The sequence below is a fragment of the Breoghania sp. L-A4 genome (genome assembly GCF_003432385.1).
In the GTDB taxonomy this organism is placed as follows: domain Bacteria; phylum Pseudomonadota; class Alphaproteobacteria; order Rhizobiales; family Stappiaceae; genus Breoghania.
In genome coordinates this window covers 740,259-758,430 of record NZ_CP031841.1, presented here as the reverse complement: position 1 = coordinate 758,430, position 18,172 = coordinate 740,259, and the positions used below count along the sequence as shown (strand labels likewise).

The following is an 18,172-nucleotide window of genomic DNA, read 5'->3' as shown; positions in this document are numbered from 1 at the left end:
TCCCGGTATCCAATTTCACGCAATACGCCGTCCCTGGAGAGCCTCATGAACGTTGTGTCCAACATTCATCCCACAAGCGCCCTGCGCGAGAGCGACGCGAAACACCACCTGCATCCGTTCTCCGACCACAAGGCGCTGAACGCCGAAGGCAGCCGGGTCATCGTCAAGGGAGAGGGTTGCTGGATTTGGGATTCCGACGGCAACCGGATTCTCGACGGCATGGCCGGGCTGTGGTGTTCGCAAATCGGTCACGGCCGCAAGGAAATCGCCGATGTCGTGCATGCCCAGATGTGCGAACTGGAGTACTACAACACCTTCTTCAAGACCACGCACCCGCCGGTGGTGGCGCTGGCGCAGAAGCTCAGCGAACTGGCGCCGGCACACCTCAATCATGTGTTCTTCACGAATTCGGGCTCGGAGGCCAACGACACGGTGCTGCGCATGGCGCGCACCTATTGGGCGCTGCAGGGCAAGCCCGAGAAGTCGGTGATCATCTCGCGCCACAACGCCTATCACGGCTCGACGCTGGCGGGCGCCGCGCTCGGCGGCATGGGCGGCATGCACCAGCAGGCCGGCACCGTTCCCGGCATCCATCACATCGCCCAGCCCTACTGGTATGGCGAGGGCGGCGACATGGATGAGGACGCTTTCGGCCTGTGGGCGGCGCGCGAGCTTGAAATGGCGATCGATGCCCTGGGCGAGGACAAGGTCGCGGCCTTCATCGCCGAGCCGATCCAGGGCGCCGGCGGCGTGATCATTCCGCCGGCCACCTACTGGCCGGAAATCTCCCGCATTTGCAGGGAACGCGACATCCTGCTGGTCGCCGACGAGGTGATCTGCGGGTTCGGCCGGCTCGGAACATGGTTCGGCTCCGACCATTTCGGCATCACACCGGACCTGATGCCGATCGCAAAGGGCCTGTCGTCGGGTTATCTGCCGATCGGCGGCGTCATGGTGGCCGACCGGGTGGCCGATGTGATCATCAACAAGGCGGGTGAATTCTATCACGGCTTCACCTATTCCGGGCACCCCGCCTGCTGCGCGGCGGCGCTCGAGAACCTGCGCATCATGGAAGAGGAAAAACTCGTCGAGCGCGTGCGCGACGACATCGGACCCTATCTGCAGGCGAAGTGGAAAGAGCTGATCGGTCACCCCTTGGTGGGCGACGCGCGCATGGTCGGCCTGATCGGAGCGCTGGAACTGTCCCCGGGCGGGCGCGGCGCGACATTCGATCCCGTGGGAAGCGTCGGCACCCTGTGCCGCGACCATTCCTTCGCCAACGGGCTGGTAATGCGCGCGGTGCGCGACAGCATGATCATCGCGCCGCCGCTGGTGCTCAGCCACGAGGAAGCGGACGAGTTGGTGCGCATCACCGAGAAGACCCTCGACGACACCCTTGCGGATCTGAAGAAGCAGGGCCGCGTCTAGACCATGAGCGCCTCCGCCGGGCAACACGCACCCTCCCTCTATGCCGCCAGCGCCAAGGGCGACACCCCGCGCCCCGCGCTGCAGGACGCCACGCGGGCGGACGTCTGCGTGGTCGGAGGCGGCTTCACCGGCATCTCCACCGCCCTGCATCTGGCGGAACGCGGCTATTCGGTCATCGTGCTGGAAGCGGAACGGATCGGCTGGGGCGCGTCGGGCCGCAACGGCGGACAGTTGCACTCCGGCCAGCGCCGCGATCAGGACTGGCTGGAGAAGCGCTGCGGAATGGAGACCGCCCGGCGTTTCTGGAGCATGGCCGAAGAGGCCAAGGCTCTCGTCAAAGACCGCATCGCCAAACACGCCATTGACTGCGACTGGATGCCGGGACTGATTCACGCCGTGCACAAGCCCGGCTGGGTCGCAGAGGAGCAGGAGGCGGCCGAACGGCTGTCGCGCGACTACGGCTATGACGAAATCTCGATGCTCGATCGAGACGCGCTGGCGAGCGCCATCGGCACCGATGTCTATCACGGCGGCTACCGGGACGCGGGCGCGGGGCATCTGCACCCGCTGAACTTCGTCCTCGGCATGGCACGGGCGGCGGAAGACGCCGGCGTACGCATTTTCGAAACTTCCGGCGTCACAAAGATCGGTGACGGGTCCCCGGCGATCGTCACGACCGCGCAAGGCGAAGTGCAGGCCGATACCGTCGTGCTTGCGGCCAACGGCTATCTCGCGGGACTGGAGCCGGCCACCGAAGCGCGCGTCATGCCGATCAACAATTTCATTCTCGCGACCGAGCCGCTCAGCGAAGCGGAGGCGGATGCGCTCATTCCCGGCCGCGAAGCGGCATCGGATTCGCGCTTCGTGGTCCACTACTGGCGGCTCACGGCCGACCGGCGCATGGTGTTTGGCGGCGGTGAAACCTATTCGAGCCGGTTCCCCGCCGACATCGCGGCTTTCGTGCGCAACCATATGCTGAAGATCTATCCCCAGCTGTCGCAAGCGCGCATCGAATACGCCTGGGGCGGCACGCTGGCGGTAACCACAAACCGCATGCCCTATTTCCGGCGGCCGCGCAAAGGCCTCTATGTCGCCTGTGGCTATTCCGGACACGGGGTCGCGACCGCCAATTTCGCGGGCCGGGTCATCGCCGACGCGGTGGCAGGCGACGCCGAACGCTTCGACGTCTTCGAAAGCCTGCCGATGCGGCCGTTCCCCGGCGGCACCCTGCTGCGCTGGCCGACGTTGGCGCTGGCCATGAGCTGGTTCGCGCTGCGCGACAGGCTTTGACGCCCGATTTGCCTTGATCACACCGGCCTTCCGGCGCGCAAATCGCCGCGCAAGCGCCCGTCGAGGCGCCGCCCACGGCAGGCGCGATTTCCAGGGACCGGAAGCGGCTTTTGGTGGCGGCGGGAACATGCCCGTTTTTTCCCCATCGCCTCCGCGCGCCGCATTTCATCCTCTTTACAACACCTTACGGTGATTTCCCGCCTTTTCCTTAGTATGTTGTGTATTGATAAATTTTGCCACGTTAACCCAAGGGTAATTCATTAGGGTAATTACCAGAGTAATTCTACGGACATCGCTACGTTATTCGCCACTTTCCGCCAACGCGGCACAAGCCGCTGCGGCACCATCGCTCGAGGTGTGAATTTCAGTATGGAAACCATCCTGCTTGTCGAAGACACAAGCTTTTTTGAGAAGGCCGTCACGCGGCTTTTCAGGAAAACCGATGGTTTCAAGCTCATTGTCGCAAAGACCTATCGCGAGGCGCAACGCATTCTTGAGGATGGTGGCAACGAGATTTTCGTCGCCCTTGTCGATCTGACACTGCCCGACACCAACGACATCGAGATTGTCGATCTGACAGTCTCCTCCCGGATTCCCACAATCGTCTTCTCAAGCCGCTACGACGAGGGTCTCCGCACCAGGATCCTCGAAAAGGGCGTGGTCGATTATGTGCTCAAGGACAGTCCCGCGAGCCTCGGCTATCTCAAGGCGCTGGTACACCGGCTGCGCAAGAACCGGTCCGTGAGCACGCTGGTCGTCGACGACAGCACCACGCAACTGAGGATGATCGCGGAACGGCTCAAGAGACTGCAACTGACCGTGCATACTGCGAGCTGCGGGACGGACGCGCTCGCCGTCCTCAAGCGCGATCCCGCCATCCGCCTCGTGGTGCTCGACTACATCATGCCGAATATGGACGGCATCCAGTTACTGAAGGAAATTCGTCACCTGCGCGGAACCGACGGCCTCGCCGTCATGGGGCTGTCGAGTTGCCAGAATCCGACCAGCATGGCGCGGTTCCTGAAATTCGGCGCCAACGACTTTCTGTCGAAATCCTGCTCTCCGGAGGAGTTCATGCTCCGCGTCGGACAGAACCTGGACACGATCGACCGGATCTCCGAACTCACGGACGCAGCCAACCGCGATGCCATGACGGGGCTTCGCAACCGGCGCTTCCTTTTCGACGCAGGCCGGAAGGTCTTCGACGTCTGCCGCAAGAACGGCAGACCCGCCACGGTCACGCTGATCGACATCGACTGTTTCAAGCAGATCAACGATCGCTTCGGGCACGAGGCGGGCGACAGCATCATCAAGCTGCTGGCCGACGATCTGCGTGAGGCCGGGCCCGCCGATGTGATCGCCGTGCGGCAGGGTGGCGATGAATTCTGCCTGCTGATGCCCGACTGCAGTCAGGTGGAAGCAATCGAACGCTGCCAGCGCCTGCACGACCGCTTCGCCAGGCGCAAGCTGGATTATCGCAGTGCCGAGGTGCCTATATCACTGAGCATCGGCGTGGCTTCCGGCGTCGAGGCGGATCTGGACGAGGCAATCCGGGTTGCGGACGCGCATCTGTATGACGCCAAGAACCAGGGCCGCAATCGCCTGGCCGCCGCGGACTACAGCCGGACGCTCACCATCGGCACAGCGGCCGCCGCATCCGCCGCGCTTCCGGCCTGACACGGCAACGCCGGCGGCCCGTATTGGCGCTGGCGAACCGCTCAGGCGGGTTTGCGCGCCCAGGGCCGCGTTCCGGCGGGAACTTCCGCCACGGTTCCCACGGGCTGGTAGTAGAGCGTGACCTCCGGCATCGTGCCGTCCTCAAGCGCGGACCGCGTGGGTTCGTTGCCGACGTCGAAGGCGTCGACACCGCAGCGTCGCATCAGCGGAATCTGATCCAGCAGCACATCGCCAATCGCCCGGATCTCGCCGGTGTAGCCGAAATCCTCGCGTAGCAGACGGGCGGACGAAAATCCCCGGCCGTCGGTGAACTTCGGAAAGTCGACGGCAATCGCGGAGAACCGGCCGACATCGGCTTCGATGTCCTCGACATTGTCGCCGGCGCGGATCACCACGCCAAGCGGCGCGTTGCGACCCGCCAGCGCATCGCGCTCCGCCGTCCAGCGGCCCAGCGAGACGAAGGCCGCCCCTTCCGCGGGCACATCGGCATCATCGTCCAGCAGGACCCAATCGTCAGCCTCGAAGCGGCCGTTTCTGAATACGTCACTCATCGCTCAAATCCCGCTGCCGTCCGCTTCCTGCCCGTGAGTGGGAAGATGTATGCCGCACTCGACTTTCTCCGTGCCGCGCCAGCGGCCGGCGCGCGCATCCTCGCCCGGACGCACCCGCTCGGTGCAGGGCATGCAGCCGATCGACAGAAAACCCTGCGCCACCAGAGGATGGGGCGGCAGATCGTGCTTCAGGGCATAGGCCTTTACCTCCTCCGCCGACCAGTTGGCCAGGGGATTGACCTTGATGCGCTCGCCGTCGGCCTCAAACAGCGTCAGCTGCGCGCGCGTCGCGCTCTGGAAGCGCTTGCGTCCGGTGATCCAGGCGTCAAACCCTTCCAGCGCGCGCTCGAGCGGCAGCACCTTGCGGATGTGGCAGCAGCGGTCGGTGTCGCGCATCCACAGTCCGCCATCCGCGTCGGCCGCGGCAACGTCGCCTGCGTCGGGCACGATGGTGCGCACATCGGACAGACCAAACCGCGTCGTGAGCATGTCGCGATAGCGCTTGGTCTCGCCGAACAGCTTCTGCGTGTCGACGAACAGGATCGGCGCCGCCTTGTCCGCCTGTGAAATCAGGTGCAGGAGCACCGACGATTCCGCGCCAAAACTGGAGACCAGCGCGATGCGGCCGGGATAGACCTCGTGCAGCAGCGCGTCGAGCATCGCCACGGTGCCAAGCCCTTCGTAGGTCGCGTTCAGGGCCCGCGCCTCGGCGTGGACTGCGTTTTCGGGATCGAATGCGACGGCTGCGGCGTCAAGCGGAGCCATAAAGCGCCTCCTTGAAGGGTTGATCCCCGACGCGCCGGTAAGCGGTCAGGAATGGTTCGCCATCGCTCTCGCGCACCTTCAGATAGGTGTCGACGACCGTCTCCACGGCGTCGACGACCTTGTCGCCGGCAAAGCCGCGGCCGATGATGTTGCCGATGGAGGAGTTCTCGTCCGCCGACCCGCCGAGCGTGATCTGATAGAGCTCCTCGCCCTTCCGGTCGACGCCGAGAATGCCGATGTGGCCAACGTGGTGATGGCCGCAGGCGTTGATGCAGCCCGAGATCTTGATCTTCAGGTCGCCGATGTCCCGCTGCCGCGCGTCATCGCCGAAACGCTCGGAAATCTCCTGGGCAATGGGGATCGAGCGCGCGGTGGCCAGCGCGCAATAGTCCATCCCCGGGCAGGCGATGATATCGGTGACCAGCCCGACATTGGCATCGGCCAGCTCGATTGCGGCCAGCGCGTCGTAGACGGCCGCAAGATCTCCAAGCGCCACATGGGGCAGCACGAGGTTCTGCTCGTGGCTGACGCGGATCTCGTCGTGGCCATGGCGTTCGGCCAGATCGGCGATCGCATCCATCTGGGCGGCGCTGGCGTCTCCGGGGACACCGCCGATGGGCTTGAGCGACACGGTCACGGACACATAGCCCGGGACCTTGTGCGGATGCGTGTTGCGCTTCACCCAGGCGTTGAAGCTCGGGTTGGCGGCGCGCCTGGCCTCGAGCGCGGGGCTGACCGCCGGCGCCGCGTCCATCGCGGGCAGCGCGAAATAGGCCTCGATGCGGCGCACTTCCTCGTCCGGCAGCTTCAGGATGCCGTGCCGGATCTTCTCGAACTCCGCCTCGATATCCTTGCGCAGCTCGTCGATGCCGGTCTCATGAACCAGGATCTTGATGCGCGCCTTGTACTTGTTGTCGCGGCGCCCGTAGCGGTTGTAGACGCGCAGGATCGCTTCCGAATAGGCCAGCAGGTCCTCTTCGGGCAGAAAATCGCGCACCTGTTTCGCGATCATCGGCGTACGCCCCTGCCCGCCGCCGACATAGACGACAAAGCCGATCTCACCAGAGTCGTTGCGCGTCAGTTGCAGACCGATGTCGTGCACCTGAATGGCCGCGCGGTCGTGCGGCGCGCCGGTGACGGCGAACTTGAACTTGCGCGGCAGAAACGAGAATTCCGGGTGCAGTGACGACCACTGCCGCAGAATCTCGGCGTAGGGCCGCGGATCGGCGATCTCGTCGGCGGCTGCGCCCGCGAAATGGTCCGTCGTGATGTTGCGGATGCAGTTGCCCGAGGTCTGGATGGCGTGCATCTCGACTTCGGCGAGCTCGGAGAGGATCGCCGGCACGTCGTCCAGCCGCGGCCAGTTGTACTGGATGTTCTGCCGGGTGGTGAAATGGCCGTATCCGCGGTCATAGGTGCGCGCGATATGCGCCAGCTTGCGCATCTGCGCGCCCGACATGGTGCCATAGGGCACGGCGACGCGGAGCATGTAGGCATGCAGCTGCAGGTAAACGCCGTTCATCAGGCGCAGCGGCTTGAACTGATCCTCGGTCAGATCGCCCGCGAGCCGCCGGCGCACCTGATCGGAGAACTGGGAAACGCGCTGAGACACAAACTCGGCGTCGAATTCATCGTAACGATACATAGCAACGCTCCTGTTTGTTATGCCGCGCCGCGCGAGCGGACGGCTTGCTTGCCAAGATCGGCGCGGATGGTCGGACCCTTGGCGCGGATTTTCTCACGCAGCTTCACGGGCACGATCGCGCCGTCCTCCAGGCTGACGTCGATCTCATAGGGCTCGACGATGAGCCGGTCCTTCACCGCGGCGGCAGCGAACTCGAGCGCCCTGGCGACCGCATCCTTGTCATCCAGAATCTGAGCGGCCTCGACGGTTTCAACCCACTGCCCGCCTGTTCCAAGCCAGACGACCTCGCCGTCTCCAAGGCGGTTCGCGGTAACGATCTGCGACATTCTCTTCCTCATGCGGCGACGGAGACGGACCGGGAGGCGATCGCCCCGGAGGTCTGCGCGAAAAACGGTTTGGCATTGCGAAGAGCGGCTTCGGCCACGACCTCGCCGATAACGATCAGAACCGGGCCAGAGACATCGTCACGCGCAGCGAGTCCCTCAAGATCACGCAGAACGCCGGCATAGACGGTCTCGTCAGTCCGTGCGGCGTTCTCGATCGCGGCCACCGGCGTCTGCGGCGACAGACCCGCTTTGATGAGCCGGGTGGCGACCTTGGCGGCCACGCTGCGGCCCATGTAGACGGCCACGGTGGATCCGGTCAGCGCCAGTTGCGCCCAGCCAGGCAGCGTTTCGCCCGCCTGGTCGTGACCGGTGGCGAAGACCACCGACGAAGCGACGCCGCGCAGGGTCAGCGGAATTTCGGCGGAGGCCGCGGCGGCGAGCGCCGCGGTGATGCCCGGCACGATCTCATAGGCAATCGAGGCCCCGCGAAGGGCCGCGATTTCCTCGCCGGCGCGGCCGAAAATCATCGGATCGCCGGATTTCAGGCGCACCACGCGGCGGCCCGCGCGCGCCTCGCGCACAAGAATGTCGTTGATTTCGCTCTGTGTGTACGAATGCGCGCCCTTGGCCTTGCCGACGCACAGACGCTCGGCGTCCCGCCGGCCCATGGCGACAACGGCGTCGGGTACCAGTTGATCATGCACGATGATGTCGGCTTCCTGCAGCACCCGCTGGGCGCGCAGGGTCAACAGGTCTTCCGCGCCCGGACCGGCGCCGACGATCCAGACGTAGCCGTCCTCGTCCCGCGCGCCGTTCAACAGGCGCTGGGCATCGGACCGGGCCCGGTCGGGACGGCCGGCGTGCATGTTGTCGGCGACGGAGCCGGAAAAGAACGACGCCCAGAACCGGCGGCGCGCGGGAGCATCGGTGATCACGCTCGACACGGCGTCACGAAGGCTTTCGGCCAGATGCGCCAGATCGCCTGTCGCACTGGGCAGCATCGCCTCGATGCGCGCGCGGATATGGCGCGACAGCACGGGCCCGACACCGGTGGAGGTGACGGCCACCGCGACAGGCGCGCGGTTGACCAGCGCGCCTGTGTAGAAATCGCAAAGCTCGGGGCGGTCGACGGCGTTGACGGGAATGCCCGCGGCACGCGCGGCCTCGACAACGGCGCGATCCTTCGCCTCGTCCTCCTGCGCGGAAAAGACAAGCGCCGCGCCCTCGAGATGGACCGGGTCGAACGGCACGGCGATGTGCGAGGCGCCGCGCGCGCGGATATCGGCAGCCAGTCCCGGCTCTACATGAGGCGCGACCACCACCAGATCCGCGTTGGTCTCCGACAGCAGCCGAAGCTTGGCGGCCGCTTCCTCGCCGCCGCCGACGATCAGCACCCGCCGGCCCGCGACCTTGTGAAAGGCCGGGAAGACGTCGAGCTTGCGGTTCTGCGCCGCCTTGGCCGTGGTGGCCGCGTCTCGATAGTGTGCCGGTTGCCTGCTCATCGGGCGTACTCCGCCTTTTCAAAACTACGCTCCAACAGGTAGTACGGCGGCGGTCAAAACGCCGGGCATCGGATTTCAAGTTTCGCGGCAATTGGAGAAAAACCATCCGTCCGTGCGCACTCACACGCCAAAACCTCGAAATCCCGCGCCTTTTCGGCACGGGATCGGGCCGGCAAGTCGGGGAGGCGCGCGCGTGTCACATGATCGGCGAAGCGGAGGAAAGCCGGGCGGCACAGCAGTTCGGGAACCGGCGGCGGCACGACGCAGGTGCGTCAAAAGCGAGGAGCAAGGCGTCAGACGGTTGAGCGAGCCTCGCCGGAACGTCCGCTGGTTGGACTGGCCTGCTTCAGCGCCTGCAGCACCGAGATTGTGTTGGCGACCGCAGCACTGCCCATGTTGAAGATGCCGCCCAGATCGGGGCCGCTCGACTGCATGCCGCCGGCCTCACCCGCGGACTCCATGACGGTGATCCGGTGACAGTCGGGCACCATCCCACCGGCCCCGGTACTTTCCGCCGGCACCCGGATCGCGCCGCAGTGCGGGGCGCATCTCACCCTTCGAATTGATGTTTTGTATACAAGAAAATTGACTTCGTACGCAATAGATGCTCACGATAATGCAAGCCGGGTTGAACCGGGCTATTTGGAGGGAACAGATTCATGAAAAAAACAACCATCGCGATCAGCCTGCTGACAGCTGTCCTGCTGTCGGGAACCGCGTTCGCGCGCGTTGTCGACTTCAAGATCCAGTCGTCGGAAGCGGCCTTTGACGGAACCACGTTCGGCACCGCCGGCAGCTACGAACGGATCGATGCCGTCGCGACCTTCGCAGTTGATCCTTCGGAGCCCGGGAACGCCGCGATTGTCGATATCGGCAAGGCACCGCGCAATGACAAGGGAGAGGTCGTCTTCAGCACCGAGGTCTCGATCCTGAGGCCGGCGGAAACGGCCAATCGGTCGTCCCTGCTGTTTTACGAGGTACCCAATCGCGGGCGCAACCTGAGCTTCATGCTGCTCAACCGGTCGGGATCCACAGGCATTCCCGCGGCCGCAAAGGATGCCGGCGACGGCTTTCTCATGAAGCGCGGCGACACGGTGGTTTGGAGCGGTTGGCAGGCGGATCTGCCAGACAGCGCCATCAATCTGCACCTTCCGATACTGGAGGGCGTCACCGGCCGATCGCGCGAACAGGTCATCTTCGACAAGCCCGGTGAGACCGGCACAACCAAACTGGCCTATCCGGCGGCCGACATCGATCCCGCAATGGCGACGCTAACCGTGCGCGCGAAAGAGGCCGACGCGCCGCAGACGCCGGACGGTTTGAGCTTCAAGTATCTCAGCCCGACAGAAATCGAGATCACCCGTCCGGCTACCGCCGATGCCGGCGCGATTTATGAATTCATCTATCCGGCCAAGGACTCGGTGCCCGCTGGCCTCGCCTTCGCCGCGACCCGCGATCTGGTCTCGTTTCTGCGCGGCAACCCTGGCCACGACGCCACCAATCCGCTCGGCGGCATCGACCACACCGTGGCGATGGGCATTTCGCAGTCCGGCCGCTTCCTGCGCGATCTGATCTATCAGGGTTTCAACGCCGACGAGAGCGGCCAGCGTGTGTTCGACGGGGCCATGGCCCACATCGCCGGCTCCCGCAAGACCTTCACCAACTACCGCTTCGCGCAGCCGGGCCGCTATTCCCGCCAGCACGAGGACCACGACTATCCGGGCGATCAGTTCCCGTTCACCTACGCCGAGACGACCGATCCGCTGACAAACCGCCGCGACAGCGTGCTCGCCGCCTGCAGAGCGAGCGACACCTGTCCGAAGATCATACAGACGGACACCTCGACCGAGTTCTGGCAGGCCCGCGCCTACCTGCTGACGACATCGCCCGAGGGGCGGCCACTGACCATGCCCGACGACGTCCGGCTGTATTTCATTGCCGGCGCGCCGCACTTCAACAGCTGGACGGCACAATCCAAGGAAGACGCGGTCTGCGCCAACCCGACCAATCCGCTCAGCGCCGCTCCGGTAATGCGCGCGCTCTATGCGGCCATGGAGAGCTGGGTGGCCGATGGCATCGAGCCGCCGGCCAGCCGCTATCCGAGCCTCACCGACGAGACACTGGTCGCGCTGGCGGATCTGAAGCTGCCGAAGATCAGCGGCACTGTCGCCGAGCCGACGTTCAACGAACTGCGGGTGATGAACCATTCCACGCAACCGCCGCTGCGCGGCCAGGCCTATCCGGCCTACGTGCCTTCGGTTGACCGGGACGGAATCCCGCTTGGCGGTGTGCGCCTGCCGTTCGTGGCCGCGCCGCTGGGCACCTACGCCGGCTGGAACCTGCGCAAGGCCGGCTACAGTGAGGGCGAACTCTGCAGCCTGACCGGCAGCTACCAGCCGTTCCCGAATGAGGCCAGCGACAACGATAGCCGCACGCCGATCGCGGCGCGCTATGCGAACAAGGCGGCCTATGTCGACGCGGTCAAGGCAGCCGCAGACGGACTTGTCGCAGACCGGTTGATGCTCGCCGACGACGTCGGCTACGTGCTCGAGCGCGCCACCACGGACGCCACCATGCTGCCGTAACCCCCGGCATCGGCCGGGACAACAAAACGCCCGCCGGCATCCCCGGCGGGCGTCATCGATTCAAACCTGTCCGCAGCCTACTTCAGCGCCTGCAGCACCGAGACGTAATTGGCGACCGCAGCGCCGCCCATGTTGAAGATGCCGCCGAGCTCGGGGCTGCTCAACTGCATGTCGCCGGCCTCGCCCGCGAGCTGCATGGCGGTGATCACGTGCATGGAGACGCCGGTGGCGCCGATCGGGTGCCCCTTGGCCTTCAGCCCGCCGGAGACATTGACCGGCAGCTTGCCGTCGGGCCGGGTCCATCCTTCCTTCAGCGCGATGGCGCCCTGGCCTTCCGGGGTCAGGCCCATGGCCTCGTATTCGATCAGCTCGGCGATCGTGAAACAGTCGTGGGTTTCCACGAACGACAGATCATCCAGCGTGATGCCGGCCGATTGCAGCGCGCGCGCCCAGGCCACAGAACAGCCCTCGAACTTCAGAATGTCGCGCTTGGACATGGGCAGGAAATCCTGCGCGTGCGCGGTTGCGCGAAAGCCGATGGCCTTCTTCATGCCCATGGCGGTCTGCATGTCGGTGAGCACCAGCGCGGCAGCGCCGTCGGAGACCAGCGAGCAGTCGGTGCGCTTCAAGGGACCGGCGACAAAAGGATTTTTCTCGCTCTCCATGCGGCAGAAATCGTAGCCCAGGTCCTTGCGCATCTGCGCGAAAGGGTTCTTGACGCCGTTGGCGTGGTTCTTCGCGGCGATCGCGGCCAGCGCATCAGACTGATCGCCGTATTTCTGGAAATAGCTCTGGGCGATCTTGCCGAAGACGCCGGCGAAACCGGCGGGAATTTCCCCATCTTCCGGCAGATAGGAGGCCTTCAGCAGGTTCTTTCCAATTTCCGGACCCGGCGTCGTGGTCATCTGCTCGACGCCGACGACAAGGACGACGCGCGCGGTCTTGGCCGCAATCGATTTCACCCCCTGATGGACGGCGGCGGAGCCGGTGGCGCAGGCATTCTCGACCCGTGTCGCCGGCTTGAAACGCAGCGCATCGTCCGCCTGCAGCACCAAAGCGGCGGTGAAATCCTGCGCCGAGAACCCGGCGTTGAAATGCCCCAGCACGATCTCGTCGACATCGCCCGGCGCGATGCCTGCGTCGGCGATGGCGGCGCTCGCCGCCTTGACGATCAGGCTCTCGACCGTTTCCTCCGCGTGCCTGCCGAAAGGCAGATGCGACCAGCCGACGATTGCAGCACTCATGCACGTTCTCCCATCAATTCTCTTTCGGCACGAAGACCGGCCATCCATGCCAAGCCGTCCTCGGTGCGGCCGCGCGGGCGGTACTCGGCGGCGATGGCGCCAGCATAGCCCAGCCGATCCAGTTCCCGAAACAGATAGGGATAGCAAAGCTCGCCGTCATCGGGTTCGCCGCGATCTGGAACGGCGGCGATCTGCACATGGCCGATGAGGGGCTGGTGTTTCGCGAACCGCCGGGTCACATCGCCCTCGGTGATCTGCACATGATAGGCGTCGAACATCATCATCACGTTCTCCGCGCCCACGGCATTGATGATCCGCGCCGCCTGATCGGTGTGGGTGAGCGCGTAGCCAGGCACGTCGCGCCCATTGATCGGTTCGATCAGCAGCGTGACCTTGAGCGCAGCCGCGCGGCGCGCCGCAATCCGTAGATTGTCGATGAACAGCGGCTCGGCGCGGGCGGGGTCTTGCGGCACGCCCGCCATCACGTGCACCATCGGAATGTTAAGCGCTCCGGCATAGTCCAGCGCCTGCTCCAGGGTCTGGGTAAAATCCGCCCCGCGACCCTCGACAGCGGCAAGGCCGAATTCCCCGGCCGCGCTGCTGCCGGGCCAGGTGTTCAGTCCGCGCAATGGCAACCCGCTGTCGGCAATGGCCGCGCGCAGGTCCGCATGCGTGTGCTCGTAGGGCCAGTGACACTCGACCGCGTCGAAGCCGGCCCGGCGCGCCGCATCAAAGCGCTCGAGAAACGGCACCTCGGTGAACAGAAACGCAATATTGGCGACAAGCATGAAGGCTCCGGACAAGACGGACGCGACTGGCGACACCTAGGAATCGCGCGTGGAGGTTCAAGCCAACCAGCATTCCTCAGCGCAGACAACTGTTTCCCGCGCGCCGTCCTGGCCGCTTATTCCAACGACATGACGATCTTGCCCGTATGGCCGCCCGCTTTCATCAACGCGAAGGCCTGGCGATGGTCCTCAAGAGGCACGATCGCATGGATATGCGGGCGCAGACCATGGACCTCGATGGCGCGCAGCATGTCGGCCATCGCGGCGCGCGATCCGACCGTCACGCCTTGCAGCCGCACCTGGCGCATCACCGCCAACGGCAGGTTCAAGGGTGCCGTGGCGCCCGAAACGACCCCGATCATCGCAACCGTGCCGCCGACGCGCACGGCGCGCAACGATTGCTCCAGCGTGGCGGCGCCGCCGATTTCGACCACCAGATCGAACCCGTCGGGCGCCAGCGCCGCGCGCGCCGGCTTCGCCCAGGCCGGAGTCTCCTGGTAGTTGATCACGTGGTCGGGCTGCAGATGCGCAACGCTCTCCAGCTTCTCGTTCGATGAAGACACCAGAACCGTACGGGCGCCCATGATCCTGGCGAACTGCAGCGCGAAGAGCGCCACCCCGCCGGACCCCTGCACCAGCACCGCCGCGCCCGGTTTGACGGTCTCCGCGTCCGCAACCGCGCTCCAGGCGGTGATCGCCGCGCAGGGCAGACACGCGGCTTCGGCCAGACTCAGGTGATCCGGCACCGGCAACAGTGCCGATTCGTCAAAGCATACGAATTCGGCCGCCACGCCCTCCTTGTCGCCTCCGCCACGGCTGCCGCTGAGCAAGCCCGGCGCCGCGGTCCCGCCCGCCCAGTTCTCCATGAAGAGATTGACGACCCGGTCTCCGGGCTTGAGGTCCACAACGCCGGGGCCGACGGACGTCACCACGCCCGCGCAATCGGAGACCGGCACCGCCGGCAGCCTCGCCCTTGGATTGTAGCTTCCCTCGACGAACAGGAGATCACGATAGTTCAGCGATACGGCGCCGACGCGCACGCAGACCTGACCGTGTCCGGGCGCCGGCTCGTCGCACGCGACAAGCGACAGGCCATCAAAACCAAATGTGTTTTCCAGGACAAGTTTGCGCATCCGATCTCCCCATCACAGAAGGATACGAACCACAGCTCGTCACCCCGGCACAAGCCCCGGCGCGGCACGAAACGGTCGGGAAGGCGCCGCGCGAATGCGGCGCGCCTTCACCGCCCGTTCCCGTTTCTGTGCGAAAGGATGGAAAAGGCGCCCGGAGGGCAACTGGTGCGGATGTACAGGAACAGCTTGCCATCGGACGTGTAGCATCGCCGGCGGATGATCACCGTCCCGGCGAGGGACCCGTTCGCGCCGTTGGCGTCCTTGTGCGCATCCATGGTGATTTCCTGCGCCGCATTGCCGTTCTGCATGCCGTATGCCTCGGCAAGTGTCAGCGGGACGGAATGAATCGCACGCGCAAGTCCCGAAAAGAAACCTGTATGGGCCACACCGGCATAGAGCGTGGCGGGCGCCAGGTCCTGACGCGCCTCCTCGTCGGGACAGGCGAAGTGCCCGTGCACCTCGATCAGACGGGTTCCCGGGTCGCACTCCAGCCACTGCGCAAGCTGGTCGCTGGCGGCAATCGGCCGTGTGGTTTTCACATGCAAGTTCCAGTTGCATGGCGATGCCAGAAACGCGCTGAGGCGATGCAGCGTTTCGCCGTCGGCGTCCACTGGAACGGTGGCCGTTACCTCACTGCCGCGTCCCTGCCGTGAAACAATCAAACGGCGCGCGCGTAACTCGCGCAGCGCGTGCCGTATCGTATGACGGCTCATCCCGAAACGCGCGGCCAGTTCTGTTTCGGTCGGCAATAGGGTGCCGACTGGATAGGAGCCGTCATGAACATGGCGGGCTATCGTGTCGGCGACGAAGCGATATTTCGGGTCCTTACCCTGCATAAATGTTCACATCTTCAAAACGATTGAGCCGCTGTTTGTCTCTGGAAACCTCGTGCGCATCGCGACATGCGACCAGCGCGAGGCCAAGGTGTCCGCCCATGCGGCGTCCACGGCACCCCCATATCGGGTTACTTGACACGGTTACCAACGCAAATTCGACCCGGTATTGACCCATAACGTCTCGCAAAACCACTGATACACGGTCCGTCAGAAGTCCATTACACACGGAAGCGCCTGCGAAACTATGAACGGTTTTATCGACATTTGATACAAGGTAACAAACCTACCTTTAACGCACGCGACTGTGAGTGCATCCCTGTGTCCACAATGCAACTGTGCATCCCGATACCGCCCACCTCCCGTTGCATGGCCGCCGTAACCTGCTGAGCGCTCTTCCGGCACTCTCAACCACCCGTCTCCACCCCGGCCGACACGATGGCCGTGTACCGGGATGCGAGGGCCAAACGGCTCGCGGTATCGCCCCGCCGCGGCCCGCCCCTTGAGGAAAAGAATCTGGCCGCCGGCGCCGCAGCGGCCTTGCGATCCGGCAGCGCTGCGGCTACATCCCGATGCCATGGCGCCACCCCTTCTCACCCTGCAGACCATCGGCCTGACATTCGGCGGCACCGCGCTGCTGGAGAGCGCCGAATTGTCCGTGTCGGCCAACGAACGGCTTTGCCTCGTCGGGCGCAACGGCTCGGGAAAATCGACATTCCTGAAAATCGCCGCCGGCCTCGTCGAGCCGGACCGCGGAAAACGCTTCGTTCAACCCGGTACGACCATCCGCTACCTGCCGCAGGAACCCGATCTCGAGGGCTTCGACACGGTGCTGTCCTATGTGGAAGACGGCATGATGCCGGGCGACGACCACTACCGCGCGGCCTATCTGCTCGGAGAGCTCGGCCTGTCGGGAACCGAGGATCCCGCGACCCTGTCGGGCGGCGAGGCGCGGCGCGCGGCGCTGGCGCGCGCCATGGCGCCGGATCCGGACATCCTGCTGCTGGACGAGCCGACCAACCACCTGGACCTTCCCGCCATCGAATGGCTGGAAAACGAGTTGCGCGGCATGCGCAGCGCGCTGGTGCTGATCAGCCATGATCGGCGTTTCCTGGAAACCCTCTCCAAGACAACCGTCTGGCTGGAGCGCGGCGTCACAAGGCGCATGGACAAGAGTTTCGCGCACTTCGAAGCCTGGCGCGACGAGGTGCTGGAGCAGGAAGAGCTCGACCGTCACAAGCTCGACCGCAAGATCGTCGCCGAGGAGCACTGGGTGCGCTACGGCGTCACCGCGCGGCGCAAGCGCAACCAGGGCCGCATGCGCGCCCTGCAGGACCTGCGCAACGAGCGCCGCGACCAGCGCAAGGTGACCGGCAGCGTCAAGATGACGGTCTCGGAAGGCGCAACCTCGGGACGGCTCGTGGCCAAGACCAAGGCCGTGTCGAAGGCCTATGACGGTCGGCCGATCGTCGAGGACCTGTCGATGATCATCCAGCGCGGCGACCGGCTTGGCATCGTCGGACCCAACGGCGCCGGCAAGACGACACTGCTGCGCCTGCTGACGGGCGATCTCGAGCCAGACGCGGGAACCGTCAAGCTCGGTACCAATCTCGCGATGGTGTCGCTCGACCAGCGCCGCGCCAGCCTCGATCCCCAGTGGACGCTCAGCGAGGCGCTGACCGACGGACGCGGCGACATGGTGGAGGTCGCCGGCCAGCAGAAGCACGTCATCGCCTACATGAAGGATTTCCTGTTCGCGCCCGAACAGGCCCGCACGCCGATCAGCGCGCTGTCGGGCGGGGAACGCGGACGGCTGATGCTGGCGCGGGCGCTGGCGCAGCCTTCAAACCTGCTGGTGCTCGACGAGCCGACCAACGATCTTGATCTCGAGACGCTGGATCTGCTGCAGGAGACCATCGCCAATTATCCCGGCACGGTCATTCTGGTCAGCCATGACCGCGATTTCCTCGACCGCACCGCGACCTCCGTGCTGGCCGGCGACGGCGACGGGCGCTGGATCGAATACGCCGGCGGATACTCCGACATGGTCGCCCAGCGCGGCTCCGGCGTCACCGCGCGCGACGCTGGCGAGCCCGCGGGAAAGCCCGCGAAGAAGCAGGGCAACGACAAGGCGCCCCCCAAGCCGGACAAGCAAAAGCTGTCCTTCAAGGACAGCCATGCGCTGAAGACCCTGCCCAAGCGCATGGAAGAGCTCTCCACCGAGATTGCCCGGCACCAGAAGACGCTGGCCGACCCGGGTTTCTACGCGCGCGATCCGGAAAGATTTGCCAAGCTTTCCAGCGATCTGGAAGCGCGCGCGGCCGAGCTCGCGGCGACCGAGGAACGCTGGCTGGAGCTGGAAATGCTGCGCGAGGAACTGGAGGGATCAGCGTGATCTCGCTGCG

15 protein-coding genes are annotated in these 18,172 nt (G+C 65.1%); 5 read left to right on the top strand and 10 right to left on the bottom strand.

Annotation, left to right across the window (positions count from 1 at the left end; all coding sequences use genetic code 11):
- Positions 1-45: 45 nt before the first annotated feature.
- From D1F64_RS03615 to D1F64_RS03605, 3 genes are all read left to right on the top strand, one after another.
- On the top strand, positions 46-1,428 hold the full coding sequence (locus D1F64_RS03615; RefSeq protein WP_117411309.1) for an aspartate aminotransferase family protein: 1,383 nt from the start codon (positions 46-48) through the stop codon (positions 1,426-1,428).
- A 3-nt stretch (positions 1,429-1,431) separates the two neighbouring features.
- Positions 1,432-2,718 carry an FAD-binding oxidoreductase gene (locus tag D1F64_RS03610; RefSeq protein WP_117411308.1) on the top strand — a complete coding sequence of 429 codons (1,287 nt, stop codon included), beginning with the start codon at positions 1,432-1,434 and terminating at the stop codon, positions 2,716-2,718.
- 369 nt (positions 2,719-3,087) lie between these two features.
- Entirely contained in the window at positions 3,088-4,395 is a 1,308-nt protein-coding gene (locus tag D1F64_RS03605) for a diguanylate cyclase (RefSeq protein ID WP_117411307.1), read from the top strand.
- A gap of 41 nt (positions 4,396-4,436) precedes the next feature.
- On the opposite strand, the gene D1F64_RS03600 is transcribed toward D1F64_RS03605, so the two are convergent.
- The 6 genes from D1F64_RS03600 to D1F64_RS03575 form a co-directional block, all read right to left on the bottom strand.
- Positions 4,437-4,946 (bottom strand): DUF934 domain-containing protein, encoded by a 510-nt coding sequence (locus tag D1F64_RS03600; RefSeq protein ID WP_117411306.1) that lies wholly within the window; start codon positions 4,944-4,946, stop codon positions 4,437-4,439.
- A 3-nt stretch (positions 4,947-4,949) separates the two neighbouring features.
- Positions 4,950-5,711 (bottom strand): phosphoadenylyl-sulfate reductase, encoded by a 762-nt coding sequence (locus D1F64_RS03595; protein ID WP_117411305.1) that lies wholly within the window; start codon positions 5,709-5,711, stop codon positions 4,950-4,952.
- Positions 5,698-7,356 (bottom strand): nitrite/sulfite reductase, encoded by a 1,659-nt coding sequence (locus D1F64_RS03590; RefSeq protein ID WP_117411304.1) that lies wholly within the window; start codon positions 7,354-7,356, stop codon positions 5,698-5,700. The genes D1F64_RS03595 and D1F64_RS03590 overlap by 14 nt, the downstream gene beginning before the upstream one ends.
- 17 nt (positions 7,357-7,373) lie before the next feature.
- The gene (locus D1F64_RS03585; protein ID WP_117411303.1) at positions 7,374-7,682 is read right to left on the bottom strand and encodes a DUF2849 domain-containing protein; all 309 of its coding nucleotides are present in this window, start codon (positions 7,680-7,682) and stop codon (positions 7,374-7,376) included.
- A gap of 8 nt (positions 7,683-7,690) precedes the next feature.
- Positions 7,691-9,184, bottom strand: coding sequence for a siroheme synthase CysG (gene cysG / locus D1F64_RS03580; RefSeq protein WP_117411302.1), 1,494 nt, complete (start codon positions 9,182-9,184; stop codon positions 7,691-7,693).
- A 293-nt stretch (positions 9,185-9,477) separates the two neighbouring features.
- Positions 9,478-9,645: a hypothetical protein gene (locus D1F64_RS03575; RefSeq protein WP_162901265.1), complete on the bottom strand. Its 168-nt coding sequence runs from the start codon at positions 9,643-9,645 to the stop codon at positions 9,478-9,480.
- 198 nt (positions 9,646-9,843) lie between these two features.
- Here D1F64_RS03575 and D1F64_RS03570 point away from each other — a divergent pair, with 198 nt between their 5' ends.
- Entirely contained in the window at positions 9,844-11,769 is a 1,926-nt protein-coding gene (locus tag D1F64_RS03570; RefSeq protein WP_117411300.1) for an alpha/beta hydrolase domain-containing protein, read from the top strand.
- Between the two features lie 77 nt (positions 11,770-11,846).
- On the opposite strand, the gene D1F64_RS03565 is transcribed toward D1F64_RS03570, so the two are convergent.
- From D1F64_RS03565 to D1F64_RS03550, 4 genes are all read right to left on the bottom strand, one after another.
- Complete coding sequence (locus tag D1F64_RS03565; RefSeq protein ID WP_117411299.1) at positions 11,847-13,013, bottom strand: acetyl-CoA acetyltransferase; 1,167 nt, start codon at positions 13,011-13,013, stop codon at positions 11,847-11,849.
- Positions 13,010-13,801: a TIM barrel protein gene (locus tag D1F64_RS03560; RefSeq protein WP_117414397.1), complete on the bottom strand. Its 792-nt coding sequence runs from the start codon at positions 13,799-13,801 to the stop codon at positions 13,010-13,012. The genes D1F64_RS03565 and D1F64_RS03560 overlap by 4 nt, the downstream gene beginning before the upstream one ends.
- Before the next feature lie 116 nt (positions 13,802-13,917).
- Positions 13,918-14,934: an NAD(P)-dependent alcohol dehydrogenase gene (locus D1F64_RS03555; protein WP_117411298.1), complete on the bottom strand. Its 1,017-nt coding sequence runs from the start codon at positions 14,932-14,934 to the stop codon at positions 13,918-13,920.
- 107 nt (positions 14,935-15,041) lie between these two features.
- On the bottom strand, positions 15,042-15,770 hold the full coding sequence (locus tag D1F64_RS03550) for a GntR family transcriptional regulator (RefSeq protein ID WP_117411297.1): 729 nt from the start codon (positions 15,768-15,770) through the stop codon (positions 15,042-15,044).
- A gap of 574 nt (positions 15,771-16,344) precedes the next feature.
- Between D1F64_RS03550 and D1F64_RS03545 the strand changes: the two genes are divergently transcribed.
- On the top strand, positions 16,345-18,162 hold the full coding sequence (locus D1F64_RS03545) for an ATP-binding cassette domain-containing protein (RefSeq protein WP_117411296.1): 1,818 nt from the start codon (positions 16,345-16,347) through the stop codon (positions 18,160-18,162).
- Positions 18,163-18,172: the final 10 nt, after the last annotated feature.